Annotated in this window: 15 protein-coding genes and 2 pseudogenes; 9 read left to right on the forward strand and 8 right to left on the reverse strand. The window is 48.4% G+C overall.

The window, feature by feature from the left end; all coding sequences use genetic code 11:
• Window positions 1-15: 15 nt before the first annotated feature.
• Entirely contained in the window at window positions 16-1,335 is a 1,320-nt protein-coding gene (locus tag N7268_RS18870; protein ID WP_260864052.1) for a DNA transfer protein, read from the forward strand.
• 41 nt (window positions 1,336-1,376) lie between these two features.
• Window positions 1,377-3,368: a DNA transfer protein gene (locus N7268_RS18875; RefSeq protein WP_409929221.1), complete on the forward strand. Its 1,992-nt coding sequence runs from the start codon at window positions 1,377-1,379 to the stop codon at window positions 3,366-3,368.
• Window positions 3,369-3,385: 17 nt separating this feature from the next.
• On the opposite strand, the gene N7268_RS18880 is transcribed toward N7268_RS18875, so the two are convergent.
• On the reverse strand, window positions 3,386-4,024 hold the full coding sequence (locus N7268_RS18880) for a hypothetical protein (protein ID WP_260864054.1): 639 nt from the start codon (window positions 4,022-4,024) through the stop codon (window positions 3,386-3,388).
• A gap of 4 nt (window positions 4,025-4,028) precedes the next feature.
• On the reverse strand, window positions 4,029-4,277 hold the full coding sequence (locus tag N7268_RS18885; protein WP_260864055.1) for an Arc family DNA-binding protein: 249 nt from the start codon (window positions 4,275-4,277) through the stop codon (window positions 4,029-4,031).
• 90 nt (window positions 4,278-4,367) lie between these two features.
• Between N7268_RS18885 and N7268_RS18890 the strand changes: the two genes are divergently transcribed.
• The 6 genes and pseudogenes from N7268_RS18890 (at window position 4,368) to N7268_RS18910 (ending at window position 7,393) form a co-directional block, all read left to right on the forward strand.
• Window positions 4,368-4,526, forward strand: coding sequence for an Arc family DNA-binding protein (locus N7268_RS18890; protein WP_260864056.1), 159 nt, complete (start codon window positions 4,368-4,370; stop codon window positions 4,524-4,526).
• Window positions 4,523-4,696 carry a hypothetical protein gene (locus N7268_RS18895; protein ID WP_260864057.1) on the forward strand — a complete coding sequence of 58 codons (174 nt, stop codon included), beginning with the start codon at window positions 4,523-4,525 and terminating at the stop codon, window positions 4,694-4,696. Before N7268_RS18890 ends, N7268_RS18895 begins: the two co-directional genes overlap by 4 nt.
• 62 nt (window positions 4,697-4,758) lie before the next feature.
• Window positions 4,759-5,103, forward strand: a pseudogene (locus tag N7268_RS18900) (Bro-N domain-containing protein); the annotation flags it as partial.
• A 308-nt stretch (window positions 5,104-5,411) separates the two neighbouring features.
• A pseudogene (locus tag N7268_RS18905) lies at window positions 5,412-5,795 on the forward strand (phage head-binding domain-containing protein); the annotation flags it as partial.
• A 36-nt stretch (window positions 5,796-5,831) separates the two neighbouring features.
• Window positions 5,832-6,641 carry a glycerophosphodiester phosphodiesterase gene (locus N7268_RS25240; protein ID WP_409929222.1) on the forward strand — a complete coding sequence of 270 codons (810 nt, stop codon included), beginning with the start codon at window positions 5,832-5,834 and terminating at the stop codon, window positions 6,639-6,641.
• A gap of 2 nt (window positions 6,642-6,643) precedes the next feature.
• On the forward strand, window positions 6,644-7,393 hold the full coding sequence (locus N7268_RS18910; RefSeq protein ID WP_260864058.1) for a hypothetical protein: 750 nt from the start codon (window positions 6,644-6,646) through the stop codon (window positions 7,391-7,393).
• 396 nt (window positions 7,394-7,789) lie between these two features.
• Here the strand turns inward: N7268_RS18910 and yedF are convergent, their stop codons facing one another.
• On the reverse strand, window positions 7,790-8,023 hold the full coding sequence (yedF, locus tag N7268_RS18915; RefSeq protein WP_000790504.1) for a sulfurtransferase-like selenium metabolism protein YedF: 234 nt from the start codon (window positions 8,021-8,023) through the stop codon (window positions 7,790-7,792).
• Window positions 8,020-9,225, reverse strand: coding sequence for a selenium metabolism membrane protein YedE/FdhT (gene yedE / locus N7268_RS18920; protein WP_260864059.1), 1,206 nt, complete (start codon window positions 9,223-9,225; stop codon window positions 8,020-8,022). The genes yedF and yedE overlap by 4 nt, the downstream gene beginning before the upstream one ends.
• A 185-nt stretch (window positions 9,226-9,410) precedes the next feature.
• On the opposite strand from yedE, the gene yedD reads away from it, so the two are divergent.
• The gene (yedD, locus tag N7268_RS18925) at window positions 9,411-9,824 is read left to right on the forward strand and encodes a lipoprotein YedD (protein WP_198905376.1); all 414 of its coding nucleotides are present in this window, start codon (window positions 9,411-9,413) and stop codon (window positions 9,822-9,824) included.
• A gap of 40 nt (window positions 9,825-9,864) precedes the next feature.
• Here the strand turns inward: yedD and amyA are convergent, their stop codons facing one another.
• The 4 genes from amyA to fliD all read right to left on the reverse strand — a co-directional run bounded on the left by amyA (window position 9,865) and on the right by fliD (window position 13,620).
• Window positions 9,865-11,352, reverse strand: coding sequence for an alpha-amylase (amyA, locus tag N7268_RS18930; RefSeq protein ID WP_260864060.1), 1,488 nt, complete (start codon window positions 11,350-11,352; stop codon window positions 9,865-9,867).
• 68 nt (window positions 11,353-11,420) lie between these two features.
• A complete protein-coding gene (fliT, locus tag N7268_RS18935) occupies window positions 11,421-11,792 on the reverse strand; it encodes a flagella biosynthesis regulatory protein FliT (protein ID WP_198903794.1) in 372 nt (123 codons plus the stop codon).
• The gene (fliS, locus tag N7268_RS18940; RefSeq protein ID WP_260864061.1) at window positions 11,792-12,199 is read right to left on the reverse strand and encodes a flagellar export chaperone FliS; all 408 of its coding nucleotides are present in this window, start codon (window positions 12,197-12,199) and stop codon (window positions 11,792-11,794) included. Before fliS ends, fliT begins: the two co-directional genes overlap by 1 nt.
• Window positions 12,200-12,213: 14 nt before the next feature.
• Window positions 12,214-13,620 carry a flagellar filament capping protein FliD gene (gene fliD / locus N7268_RS18945; RefSeq protein ID WP_260864062.1) on the reverse strand — a complete coding sequence of 469 codons (1,407 nt, stop codon included), beginning with the start codon at window positions 13,618-13,620 and terminating at the stop codon, window positions 12,214-12,216.
• Window positions 13,621-13,731 lie beyond the last annotated feature (111 nt).

Consider the following 13,731-nt stretch of genomic DNA (forward strand, 5'->3'; position numbering starts at 1 on the left):
TATCTGAGGTGAATGATGGTTGTTGAACCGATTGATTACTCTGCATCAACTGGCAGGGCGTTGCTTCAGGGGTTGACTGCAGGTCGTGCAATTCAAGGAATCCGCCAGAGTTCTCAGGAAATGGCGGATGCTGCTGCGGCGAAAGAACGACAGAACAGCGCTTATTCTGCACTACAGAATGCACGCCCAGAGGATTTACCAACTCTACGTAAGCAATACCCTGAATTTGCTGATGTCATACAGAAGGAAATTGGGATTCAGGATGCAGAGCATTCGACTTTTGTCAACAAAGCTCTGAACAATCTCTCTGTGGCTTACTCATCTGGAAATCCGCAAATAATGCAGCAAGCTATTCAGGCAGCAAAGCCGGCGCTTGCCTCGATGAATGTCCCTGCTGATGAGGCTTGGCAACTCTACCAGTCAGACCCAAAGCAATTCGGCTCCCTGTTGAAAGCGTCAATGTACGCAACGATGCCTATTGAGAAGCAGGTAGATGTTCAGCAGAATCAGCAGAAGATTGACGAAACCGCCCGCAGTAATCGAGCCGGAGAGTCACTGCAGGCACGCGGGCAGAATATGTCATATGGCGCTCAGATGGCCCGCCTGAATCACGATAAATACGTATACAGGCAGTCACAAGCAGCGCTTAAAAAATACGGCGACGTTCAGGATATGGACACCCTGGCTTTAAACTCTAAAATCGCCTCTACTGGAGTTGATCCTTTAACCGGCAAGCCAGCAACCGGCGCACGAATCAAGGCGGCCAATAATTGGCTTCAAGGGAATGGAAGGTTTAATGAGTCCCTTATTTCAGGGGAGAGGGGAATTGAGAAAGTTAATGACTTTTTGGACAAGAAGTCATTTGAGGGTATCGGCAGGTATGCGGGAAGAATGCCTGATGCAACTACATCAGCAGAAGGCTTGGCGAATAGAAACGCCATAGAAGAGCTGAAATCTGGTGCCTTCGTTCAGAACGTGCAAACCATGAGGGGGCTTGGGCAGCTTTCAAACGCAGAGGGGAAAAAGCTACAAAATCTCATATCGGTACTTGATATTACCCAGCCAGAAGATGTGGTTAAAAAACAATTAGAGGAGATAAAAAGCCAGTATTCAGTCCTGCAGCAGGTAGCGATGAGGGAAGCTGAATCCATGGGTTATAGCTCAAGTGGATACGATACCTATGTTTCACAACGGAAATCGCAGAAAGATCAGCAGCAATCAGGTGGGCAGCAGCAGCCAGCATCTCAAGGCGGCATTACTGAGGGGGCTACGGCCACCAATGAGAAAACAGGTCAAAAAATAGTATTCAGAGGTGGTCAATGGCAGCCAATGTAGGATTACCTGAAGGATTTACCCTTGATGAGCCACAGGCATCAATGGGACTGCCTGACGGGTTTGTGTTAGACGACCCAGGTCAGCCGCAAGAGCAAACGCTGATGCAAAGCGCAGAGCAGGCAGGCCGCGGCCTGGTAAACATCCCGTTCGATGTGCTGCAAGGCGGTGCCAGCCTGATTAATGCCATCAGTCAGGGGTTAGGTGGTCCAAAGGTGCTTGATGATGTATATCGACCGGTTGACCGTCCAACAGACCCATATGCTCAGGCTGGTGAGACAGTCGGTGGTTATCTAATTCCATTCGGAACGGCTGCAAAGGCCGCAGGGGTAGCAGAGAAAGCGCCAGGAGCGATCAATGCAGTAAGCAATGCTGGAAATATGGCGGTTGGTTCATTAGCAGAGGCCGCCAACCAGAAAGGTGACTTTGCAGAAAATACCGCCAAGAACGCTGCTATAAACCTAGGTGCTCAAGGTGTGCTATCTGGAGTTGGCAAGTTGCTTTCACCACGCCAATCTCAGGTGCTTGGAAGCTCTGCCATCAATTCTGCTGATGATGTTTCCCGTTTGGCGAAATCAGGTGCCGGTCGTGAAGCAATATCCGGACAAGCCGCTGGCATTTCCGATGACGTTGCTAGAGCAGCGGAAACGGCAGGCGTGGATGTTAATGCGCTTACGCCTGGGATGCGTTCAGGAAACCGAGGAATTGCTCAAGCTGAAGGCATTCTGGCATCTAAACCAGGGGTTGCTCAAGATGCGCATACTAGGGCATTCGGTGAAATTCAGAGCAAGTTTAATTCTGCCCTTGATGACTTGGGCTCAGAAGTAGGAAGTGCATCTGAAAAGAGTCGGGCCATTATGCAGCGCGTCCTTTCTGGCATTGACAGCATGAAAGAAACTGAAAAATCGGCATGGGATAGCGTCAGATCAACAATGCCAGAATCACGCGCACGGATGTCAAATACAAATGCCACGATTCAGGGTGATATTGAAGCTGGGACGCCTATTACATCAGAGATGAAACAGTTTGTATCAGCATATAACAAAGCAGGTAAAAAAGGTATCACGTTCGATGCAATGAAGGCATGGAGAGGGAAGTTGGCCGATGCCGAGCAAAAGTATATCCGATCTGGTGAGTCAAACATGGCTCGTCGTATGGGAGAGCTTCGTGATGCCGCTACAGAAGACATGCGAGCAATGGCGCAAAATGGCGGATTCATTGACCAATGGACTACTGCAAATGACCTTTCTAAGGCTAGATTTGCCGCTCAGAAACAGGCTGAAGCAGCACTTGGTAAAGGCCTGGCAAATGATGTATTGGTTAACAATGGCGTAAAACACCTCCAGAATTCAGCGAAAACTGGTACCGGGCAGTTCCATAAGATGATCGGCGCGTTGCCAGAAGCTGAAAGAGCACCTGCTATTGCATCAATTCTCCAGGAGGCTGTTTCACAAGGAAGCCGCGGTGGAAAGTCAGAGGCCGCTGGTATCTCCAATATTGCATCAATATTAACTCCGCAAAACATCGCAGCTATCAGCAAGCACTCCCCAGAAATTGGAAGGATTGCCAGAGCTTATGGTGACTTAGCCAGGGCGGCAACGAAGCCACTGCGTTATGTGGAAAAAACAGGCGTACTGGTACCTGTTCAAGAAGGACTGGAAAAAGGATTGCCTAGTGTTGTCAATTCTGTGCTTAAGGGAATCCAGAGCTCGGGGGCAGTTGCCGGTGGGTTCGGTGGTGGAGTTCTTGGCTCGATAGCCGGAACCATTGCTGGCGGTGCGCTTAGGGGCGGTATTGAAAAGATTGGGGCAACAAGGAGTGGGAGATACGCCATTGAGAAGGCGATTCAAGAGGCTGCGAAAGGTGTTCGCGCCGGAGCTAGTTCCAATGCGATGGCGGCAGCGGAACGCAGATTTATGGCTAATAAAGTGGCCGTTAAAGCAATCCGTGACGCCGTTGGCAATGAAGAGTTTCAGCGCTTAACGAGGGCTGGAATTGTAACTTCGCTAAGCGGGATGAATGAGACGAGCGAGTAATTGAAGCCATGGACGGCTTAACTATGGATGGAGTCACGAAATTCTTTACTGGAAAGTAACTGATCTGTTTTTCGCAATTCATCATAGTTTTTGTTGAATCTACGAGCTTCCCCAGGATATCGATTAAATAAAATATTACAGATGAAGCCTATGAACAACTCACATAAAATTGCTAACACTCTGAAAAATAATGGTATAAAAAGCAAAAATGGCTCTCCATAGTCACCATTCCATACAAAATATGCAATCATTCCAAAGTACCATATGGAAATACCTATCCCTATGACGGTGCTAAGTGAAGATGTTAGTACTCCTATTAGGTCTGACAACCTATTAGAAAGTAAATCATTTGAGTATCTTGCAATCATGTATCTCCAGCATTTAGCGGTATCATCTGGATCTTTTGAGTCCTCATGAACAGCAATCGTTCTGCACATCGATGCGGATCGTTTCTTTTCTATCCTTCTTGACCGCCATCCGTTAAAAATGAATATCAATACCTGCAAAGCTATTCCGGCCACAAGAGATAGCAAAGAAATACCAAGAAAACGCCAGCCAGGAGATAACGCTGGGTACTGCCAAATGAAAAAAGCAATCACGGCCAGTGAACCTATCACGTATGCTGACGTGTCACTGTAGATGTCTATTTTTTTCATTTTTTTATCCCTTGCTGTAGATGGTTTTCAGTGTATCAAAAACAATCTTTTTCACTACATCTGATTGTTCATCAGCAAGGCGCTCAGCGTCATCGCGATAGCCAGATACAGGGGAGGGTTCAGATAGTGCGTCCTCAACTATTTTTAGCAGCTCGGAATTCATAGAGCGCCCATTTGCTTCCGCTCTGAATTTTAGTTTTTCTCTCACTTCCAAAGGCATACGGAAGTTAAAGTGTGGGTCGTCTCTAGCCATGCCATCACTCCATGTTTAAGTATTGACATGATAGAAGCACTCTACTATATTCTCAATAGGTCCACGGTGGACCTAAATCAGGAGGAAAATATGAAAGGAATGAGCAAGAATCCGCAGTTCAACCTGCGTTGGCCTAAAGAGGCGTTAGATATTGTTAGGAAGGTAGCTGAAGAAAATGGTCGCTCTGTTAACTCAGAGATTTACAAGCGAGTAATGGACAGTCTGAAGCGTGAGGGGGTGGCGATGTGATCTCGATCAAGGAGATTTTTGAGGGTTTAATGCTGGCAATATTAAATCCTGATTTTGTTCACGGAGAGTCGGTGAATACAGGTAATCAACAAGGTAAAGAGAAGGTGTTTAGCGGGGGACGTACATTTTCAGAAGTGATGATGGATAACGCAAAGGAACCAAAACAGTGAAGCCCCAACTGCTCGAACAGTCAGGGCCTCGGTATCAACAAAACCAGCAAGGAAATATTGACATGACAAGTATAGCAAAAGTACAGCCTGATTTCACTACCTTCAAATTTGGCAAAAGCGCCATTCGTGTAATCGATCGCAATGGTGAGCCATGGTTCGTAGCTGAGGATGTTTGTAATGCACTAAAATTAAGCAATCCGTCCATGTCGCTGAAATCTTTGGATGATGATGAACGGTCTAAGTTCAACTTAGGGCGTCAGGGCGACGCTAACATTGTCAGCGAGTCTGGCATGTTCACTCTGGTCCTCCGCTGCCGTGATGCAGTCAACAAAGGTTCAATCCCTCACTCTTTCCGTAAGTGGGTAACAGCAGAGGTTCTGCCATCAATCTGCAAGACTGGGAAATACGAAGTTACGTCGAGCAATCAACTTCCTCCGGTTTTCCGCTACATCGTAACGCTCAACTATCGCGACGTTGTTACAGGGCAAGAGGAAACGCTTAAGGGGGGTTGTAATACGCCGGAAGAAATCATCCGAGGTACCGCCAAGAAGTTCGGCATTTTCGTTAGCGAAATGCAGCAGATGCCAGTAAACGCCTTCTACTAATCGGCCGACTTTTCGGCCAATCAAACACAACCCGCTCCGGCGGGTTTTTTTATATACAAATTCTACCGCAGCTCGACTGTGGGGATTACTTGCGCCTGGAGCTAAGTTAAATGTCAGACATAACTGCAAATGTTGTCGTATCAATGCCTAGCCAGCTATTCACTCTCGCTCGCCAATTCAAAGCCAATGCTAATGGGAAAATTTACATTGGGCAGATTGATACCGATCCGGTTAACCCTGCTAATCAGATTCAGGTATATCTTGAGAATGAAGATGGTAGCCATGTTCCGGTATCCCAGCCGATTATCATCAACGCTGGCGGGTATCCTGTATATAGCGGACAGATTGCAAAGTTCGTTACCGTACAGGGCCATTCAATGGCTATTTATGATGCATATGGAGTACAGCAGTTCTATTACTCTAATGTGCTTGGTTATGACCCTGATCAATTCTCACAGCTAATCGGTGGACAAGATGGAGCGTATCATGTTGGTTATAATGATTCTAATGTAGGAGATTCCTTAGACTCAATATTCAATAACATTGATGATATTGATAAAAACATAGATACTATTTCTAATGATATTTTATCATTGAATTATTACAACCTATTTGGGAAGCACACAAGCTCCTTACATGGCGGTGGTAAAGCACTGGGGGCTGAAAACTCGTTAATTACAATAACACTTCTTTCTGGGCGTAACGCAGTGATTGATGTAGATATCAGTACTACATCCGATGATATTGCAATATTGCTACATAATGCCGTGGTTGACGGTGTGACGAGTGGAACGGGAAGCATATTTAGCCTGACATATACTCAAGTTAGGGCGCAACGAGTCCTTGCATTTGATAATACGCCGTATGCGGGGACTCCGCTAACGAGCTGGGAAGAATTAATGCGTGCATGCTCTAGGCGTGGCAATCTGGTCACTGCTGAACTTAAAAATACACAGGCCACAATCGGAGCAATGCAGGGAATTTATAACTCAATAAAAAATAACAATATGCTAGGACGTGTAAACCTCCAGTGCCTGAATATATTACGACTTGGTGATTATCGAAGACTTAGTGGTGATAATGACACCCAGTTGTTACTTCTTATTTATGACGGAATGCCAAATGACAATCTTGAAGATGTAATTAATCAGGTAAAGGCAATGCCGCGAGTAGGGTTAAACATCGATCTTAGCTACTCAAGAATATACGACGCATTATCAATGGCTAAATCTAACGGGCTTGTGTATACATTATTTACAGCCATCAACAAAACAGCAGAATTAACAAATCGCGGCGCGTTGGGCGCTGGAATTCAAATGACTCGAGATTTTACGGAGTAATCATGAATTATTTACCAATTTCAAATTTAAATTGTTGGCAAAAAATAACATCAGGAACCGGATCTGTTACTATTCAGAATGGGGGAAGATCTGCAAAGTTCGACGGCGTGGCTGGTTCCGGTGCGCAAATACAGAAAAATCTAGTCCTGAGTCCCAATGGTGTTTATAAGGTTTCATTTTTTGCGAGAGCGACGCGAGGAAATGGAAACGTTTGGGTGGCTGATGGTGCATCAGTCGTGGTGAACAGCCAGCGGGTTCTGACTGATCAGTGGGAACGATATGAGGTTACAGGAAGTTCTAGGGTATTCAGTGATTCTCTGTCGTCTTATGTCAGGATATCTATAGGTATTGCTACTGCCGAAGATGGAGCAATTGAAGTATCTGATGTTTGTGTAGCTGAAGATGTTTCATCATTTGGTAGCCTAAAATGCATTGCAGCTGGTATTATTATTGTTAATAACGGGGCTTATTCTATATCTCAAAACTTCAGCAACATAAATTCTGTTCAGGCTGAAAATACAAATGTTCTTTCTGTTACCTGTCTGCTATTAAATTCAAGTGCTGCCACCCCAATGATATCAATAAGCCACTTGGATGGTGCTGCTGGTTCTCAGACGGTTGGAAGAATCCAACCGATGTATTATGACAAAGCAAGTGGGAAAGCTTTATTTAGATTCATGGATAACAACAATACCACAGTGCCTATCGCCTCGGTAAATTGTGGCTTTTCATTTAAAGCTGAAACAATTTAACTAATTATACGTCAAGAATTACATGTGTTTACGAATAAAATGATAATTAACATTATATAGCCACGTTTTTTTCTGAATCTACTTTCACCGGCTACATATGCAACTGTGAACTAGGCGAGTGAAGATAAAATCTGACACACAAAGCTTTGCATCGGTTTGCAAGGCTTTGTGTGTTTTTCGAAGATGGGGCGTGTGATGGGACATGGGTGGGACAAAAACATCACTAGCTCTAAGGTGAACTAAGACGACTGATGTTTTCGACAACTCTAACCTTCTGTTATTTGGTGCGCTCTTGGACGATCTTTGTCATTTATGAAAAATACATGGTCATATGATGAGCATGCAGGTGTAGTGACCAGAATATTCTCCCGCTGCAGGCGCAACGGGAGAACACGGTTACTTCTGAATCAGATAGCGAATCGTTGGGCCATCCTGCTGAATATCCAGCACCGTATAGCCGTGGTTACGCGCATCCAGCGGGATGTTATTGATCGACTGCGGGCAATCACTCACCACTTCCAGAATTTCACCTTTCTTCAGTTGCGGCATGGCTTCAAGCGTGGCAACGGCCGGGTAGGGGCACGGTTCACCCACCATGTCGAGGCGATAGTCAGGGACGATATTTTTCATGCGATTTCCTTAGCAGGCGTCAGTCCTGCGCGGCGGAAGAAACGTTTTTCCCAGCCGATGATGAGCATCAGTGCAACAAACAACAGCAGATAAGTCACTAACAAACCGCCCAACGGACCAAAGGTGTTGAGCAGATTGACTTTATCCCAGCTGGTGGCCAGCGCAGGCGCAAAATCATCCCAGTAATAAGCCAGAATGGTCGACCCGATAACGTTGCCCAGACCTACCCACCAGTAATGCACCTGGCCTTCTACCGCACGATACATCCAGCCGGTTTCACACCCGCCAGCCAGCACGATCCCGAAACCAAACAGCAAACCGCCAATGACCGCATTTGGACCGGCCCACATGATTTTGGGTTCGACGCCCAGTTGCACGTAGCTGAAAATACCGATAGCGCTGACCGCCATCCCGAAGATGATCGCTTTTGCCATATGGGTACGCCCGGAGATCCACAGATCGCGAAAAGCCGAAGTGAAACAGATCTGCGCGCGTTCAATCAACAGACCAAAACCCACACCGAACAGCATGGCCAGCCCGAGCTTCGGTTTATCCATTGCCGTCAACAGCGCCCAGCCGATCATGCCGATGAACACCAGCATACCGAGACGAAAACGACGACGCGCCTGATCCGGTTTTTGCGTTAACGGTGATGCGGCAGACACCTTCTGCATTTTGACCGGGATGCGAAACATCGGTAGCAGGGTGAAGCGGGCGCCAAACCAGGATCCTATCGCCGTTGCCAGCGCAAAGAACCAGGCATGCAGAGAGAACTGCGGAATACCAGTAAAGAACGCCGCCAGATTACAGCCCATCGCCAGACGCGCGCCGAAACCGGCGATCATCCCACCGATAATCGCCTGCATAATGCGTATCCGGCTACGGGGCATGCGCAATTTGACGTTGTTGGCCCACAGCGCGGCGGCAAAACATCCGCCGAACATGCCAAGGATCATCATGCCGTCGATGCGGGTGAGCGGAGAGCCTTCCAGGTGGATCAGTTTGTAGTAACCCCACTCTTCGGCGTGAACGCCAAACAGCTGCAGGATTTGGCCACCCCAGCGCGTAAATTCGCCGGTAACGGCCCAGAAGGTACCGGTAATGCCGAAGTAGTAAGTGGAGAGAATACCCGCTGCGATGACTGCAGGGGCTGGCGCCCAAAATTTAATTAACCAGGCGTGTTTGAAGTGTTGCCATGACATGCGTTTTGCCTCTGAACTCAGAAGGTATGTAACAAGAAGTGTGGATACTACACCGTTCAGAATTTTTGACTATGAGTAATAAGAAGTATTATTGCCTGGATCAATATTTCTCCGCGCCCCCGAAAGGCTGGCGACATCAGGGGTTTAATGCCACAATCCCATTTTCTTCGCATGCAGGATGAATGATGAAAAAATTAGCAATCGTTGGTGCATTTCTGGTGCTGACAGGGTGTGCCGAGGTAGAAAACTATAACGACGTGGTGAAAACGCCAGCGCCTGCCGGTCTGGAAGGGTACTGGCAGTCAAAAGGTCCGCAGCGCAAGCTGGTCAGCCCGGAGGCGATCGCAAGCCTGGTGGTGACGAAAGAGGGCGATACGCTGGATTGTCGCCAATGGCAGCGGGTGATTGCGCTGCCGGGGAAACTGACGATGCTCTCTGGCGATCTCACCAACGTGACGGTGAAGCGTGAACTCTATGAGATTGAACGCGAAGGCAACACGCTGGAATATGACGGAATGACGCTGCAGCGGGTTGATCGCCCGACGCAGGAGTGCGCTGAGTTTTTGCAGAAAACGCCTCTGGCAACACCACTGCCCTAAGTTGTGCGCCCCGGCGGCCAGTCGCGACCGGGGCAGAGCCTTACAATACGTCTTCAATGACCCATACGCTGACGCTGCCGCCGTTGCAGAAAAACGTCGCCTGACCATTTTCATCCGTTACGACGCTTTCCTCACGATTCCCCAGATAGTCGCGCCAGGTTTTATTTCCGTAGTTCGCACCGAGCGTAATGCTCTTTTCCCCGTCATCACCGTTGGACAACACCACCACGCAGCCCGGATCGTCATCGGTGCCGCTGCGGCTAAACGCAATGCAGTTGGGGTGATCAAAATATAAGGTTTGTATGCCGTGAGCGAAGCGCTGACGCGCGAGGATCAGTTCATCAAGCTGTTCAATGACCGGCATGTCGATGGGATAGGTTTCGCCATCGCCGCCGATATCTTCGTAGTGCGCACCGTACAAATCAGGATAGAAAACGGAGGGTACGCCGTTTTCCCGCAGCAGGATCAGCGCATAAGCCAGCGGTTTAAACCACGATTCGACGGGGGCTTCCAGAGCCTGTAACGGTTGAGTATCGTGGTTGGCGACCAGGGTCACCGCATGAAACGGATCGGCCTCCACCAGCGTGTCGGTAAAAATCTGACTCATGTCATAATCGCGCCCCTGACGAGAGGCTTCGTGGAATTTCATTTGCAACGGGGCATCAAACAGCATGGTTTTGCCCTCGACCTGGTCGATATAGGTTTGCAGTTTGTCCACCTCATGAGACCAGTATTCAGCGACGATAAACAGCGGCTTTGGCGCCACCTCCTGGACGTGTTCGATCCACTCTTTATAAAACCAGGCGGGAATGTGTTTGACGGCATCGAGTCGAAAACCGTCACACTGGGTTTGCTCCATCACCCAGCGCGCCCAGTATTTCAACTCTTCTGTCACCGCATGATTACGAAAATCGATGTTTTCGCCCATCAGGTAATCAAAGTTACCCAGCTCATCATCCACCTGGTCGTTCCAGCCTTCGCCGGTATAATCATTGACGATTTTGAACACGCCGTCTTCGGTCGGGTTTTCAATATGGTCGATGCCGCTAAAGCATTTGTAGTCCCAGATGAATTGAGAATATTGACCGGCACGAGCCGGGAAGGTGTAGCGCGTCCAGCCTTCACACTCGACAATCTCGTCGTCAATTTGTGTGCGGTCATCGGCATTAACACGTTGAACGCGGATGGCTTCTTTCTCGTCTGCGCCCATTTTGTGGTTGACCACCACGTCCAGCAGTACCGCAATATCGTTGTGTTTCAGCGCATCGATTGCCGCCAGCAGTTGGTTTTTATCACCGTACTTGGTGGCGACGGTTCCTTTTTGGTCAAACTCGCCGAGATCAAACAGATCGTAAGAGTCGTACCCGACCGAATAACCGCCAGAGGCGCCTTTATAGGCCGGCGGCAGCCACACCATATTGATGCCGATATCATTGAGTCCGTCTGCGCGTGCGGCAAGTTCCGGCCACAGCTGGCCGCCATCAGGGTAATACCAGTGGAAGTACTGCAATAACGTGGGGTTTTTCATCTTCCGTGCTCCAGAAGTCGATTAGCCGACCTCTGGAGTATGGAAGATTATTCAGACGTAACGGGAAATTATTGTGGGGCAGTGGGCGCGTCGGGAACCAGCAGCATGCCGGAAAGGCGGCCATAGGCGTTATTCAGCGTCTTCTGACGGGTTGACTGACCAATCAGGCCGCTGAGTTCATCCAGGCGCTGCTGCAGTAACGCTTTGAGCAACTGCTCGTTATCCAGTGTCTGTTTAATGTATCCGGCAATCATGTCCTGAATACTTCGTGTCAGATCCGGCGGAGTTTTTTCTTCCATGACCACTTCAATACTTTGCAGATACGTCACTTCCTGTTCCAGTAAAAGGTCCCATTCTCCACGCTGCGCCAGTTCCAGCAGCGAGTGACTGAGCAGCGCGATACGCTGCCAACGGTTGATAAACTCCACGGCTGAGGTCATTAACGAGACTCCTGGGGCGTTGCTTTCGGTGAGATCTGTTTCCAGGCTTCCGCAATGTTGCCGAGTAACCCTTCGACTTCTTCAATGGCCTGACTATCATTGCGCAAGTTGGCTTGCAGCAAACGACGGATCATATAGTCGTATAAGGACGACAAATTGGCTGCCACTTCACCGCCATTTTCCTGATCCAGACCCGCTTTCAGGCCGTTGTCGATAATATTAATGGCTTTGCTTAACGCCTGACCCCTGGCGACGATATCACCCTGTTGCATAAACAGGCGAGCGCGCACCAGGGCGCTGTGCGCGCCATCAAACAACATTTCGATCAGCTGATGTGGGCTGGCGCTCATCACGGCGCTTTCCACGCTGACCTGTGCATAGGCTTTGGTACCGCTCGCGGTATACATACTGACCTCTGTTATCAGGAGTTATTCATTGCACTGAACTGCTGAGTAAGATAAGAACTGGTGCTATTCAGTTTGCTCATCATGGTATCGAGCTGTGTAAACTGCGCTTTGTAGCGTGCAACGGTATCGTCGATGCTGTTGCTGACGGCCACATACTGTTTGGTCAGTTTTTTCAGCGTGGCATTAATACTGTCTTGTGCCGTGTCGATAATGCCGTCATCAGCCAGGTAGCCTTTTACCAGTGAACCGATTTTGGTGGTGACCCCGGTTTCTTTACCGTCACCAACCAGCAATTTCTGCACATCCACGGATTTATCGGTCAATGCTTTCTTCAGTTTGTCATCATCAATTTTCAGCTTACCGGTCTTGGCATCCTGAGTAATGCCCATCTGGCTCAACGTCTGAAAATTTCCGTCATTGGCACCCGATGAGAACTGTCCGCGAATACCGGTCTGAATGGTGCGGATCGTGTTATCACCCAGCAGAACACCATTGCTGGCATCCTGAGCATTGTTACCTGCGTCTACGGCGGTGTATTTGGTCAGCGAACCCATCGTGTCAACCAGCGAGTTATAGGCATCTACCCATGCTTTAATCGCTGCGGTTGATTTATCATTGCTTTTATTCACCGTGACTGTAACGTCGCTGACCAGTTTGCTCAGATTTAACGTTACGCCCTGCGGGGCATCGGTGATGGTATTGCTGCTACGGGTGATATCAATTCCGTTCACATTCAGTTTGGCATCTTGCGCAGGCACGATCTGTTTCATCCCGCCGCTGTTGGTACCGTCGTAAGACAGCATGCCATTCAGCGTATCGTCACCGGTCACCGACACCGTCATTTTGTTCATTTCTCCGCTGTCTGCAGAGGTAAGAACTAACTGAAATTCTTTATCGTTGACTTTGACGATACTGGCGTTAACGCCGCCGTTTGCATCATTTATCGCATCACGAATCCCTTCCAGCGAGGTCTGACCGTTTGTCAGCTTAATCGCCAGCGGTTTTTTTTCCGGATCGGCAAAGTTAATTTCAAGCGTACGTTCAGCGTTGCCGTTGCCTTGCATGGTTTTCGCGTCGCTGACTGTGCTGTTCATGGTCAGCGATTGCGCCTGTGCCAACTGTGTGACGTTTATTTTATAGATCCCAGGCGCTGCGCCCGCCGCCGTGGTGACGCTTAAATCGGTGCTAGTACTGGTTACCGAGGTACTTTTGAATAAGGTTGCGTCATTAAGCGCGGTGTTGGCTGTCTGAAACTTTTCCAGCGCCGCTTTTAACGAGCCATAGCCGGTCAGTTTGGCGGTGAAGCTGCTTTGCTGTGCAGAGATAGGTTTCAGACGACCTTTTTCTGCTGTCTCAAGATTTGTCAGCAACGTGTCCAGTTGCAGGCCGGAGCCAATGCCTAATGATGAAACTGAAGCCATGAATGATCCCTTTTTATGTGCAAACGGTGGTTTAGCACCATATCGGCAATCCGGGGGCAAAGTTTAGAGATATTTTCATAGGAATAATGGGTGGAATAGGGCGGGGTTACG

Source organism: Citrobacter sp. Marseille-Q6884, assembly GCF_945906775.1.
In the GTDB taxonomy this organism is placed as follows: Bacteria; Pseudomonadota; Gammaproteobacteria; order Enterobacterales; family Enterobacteriaceae; genus Citrobacter.

Bases quoted from the DNA above. Each gene is read 5' to 3' on its own strand.
- N7268_RS18870 (WP_260864052.1), top strand. From the start codon at position 16: ATGGTTGTTGAACCGATTGATTACTCTGCATCAACTGGCAGGGCGTTG.
- N7268_RS18875 (WP_409929221.1), top strand. From the start codon at position 1,377: ATGGGACTGCCTGACGGGTTTGTGTTAGACGACCCAGGTCAGCCGCAA.
- N7268_RS18880 (WP_260864054.1), bottom strand. From the start codon at position 4,024: ATGAAAAAAATAGACATCTACAGTGACACGTCAGCATACGTGATAGGT.
- N7268_RS18885 (WP_260864055.1), bottom strand. From the start codon at position 4,277: ATGGCTAGAGACGACCCACACTTTAACTTCCGTATGCCTTTGGAAGTG.
- N7268_RS18890 (WP_260864056.1), top strand. From the start codon at position 4,368: ATGAAAGGAATGAGCAAGAATCCGCAGTTCAACCTGCGTTGGCCTAAA.
- N7268_RS18910 (WP_260864058.1), top strand. From the start codon at position 6,644: ATGAATTATTTACCAATTTCAAATTTAAATTGTTGGCAAAAAATAACA.
- yedF (WP_000790504.1), bottom strand. From the start codon at position 8,023: ATGAAAAATATCGTCCCTGACTATCGCCTCGACATGGTGGGTGAACCG.
- yedE (WP_260864059.1), bottom strand. From the start codon at position 9,225: ATGTCATGGCAACACTTCAAACACGCCTGGTTAATTAAATTTTGGGCG.
- yedD (WP_198905376.1), top strand. From the start codon at position 9,411: ATGAAAAAATTAGCAATCGTTGGTGCATTTCTGGTGCTGACAGGGTGT.
- amyA (WP_260864060.1), bottom strand. From the start codon at position 11,352: ATGAAAAACCCCACGTTATTGCAGTACTTCCACTGGTATTACCCTGAT.
- fliT (WP_198903794.1), bottom strand. From the start codon at position 11,792: ATGACCTCAGCCGTGGAGTTTATCAACCGTTGGCAGCGTATCGCGCTG.
- fliS (WP_260864061.1), bottom strand. From the start codon at position 12,199: ATGTATACCGCGAGCGGTACCAAAGCCTATGCACAGGTCAGCGTGGAA.
- fliD (WP_260864062.1), bottom strand. From the start codon at position 13,620: ATGGCTTCAGTTTCATCATTAGGCATTGGCTCCGGCCTGCAACTGGAC.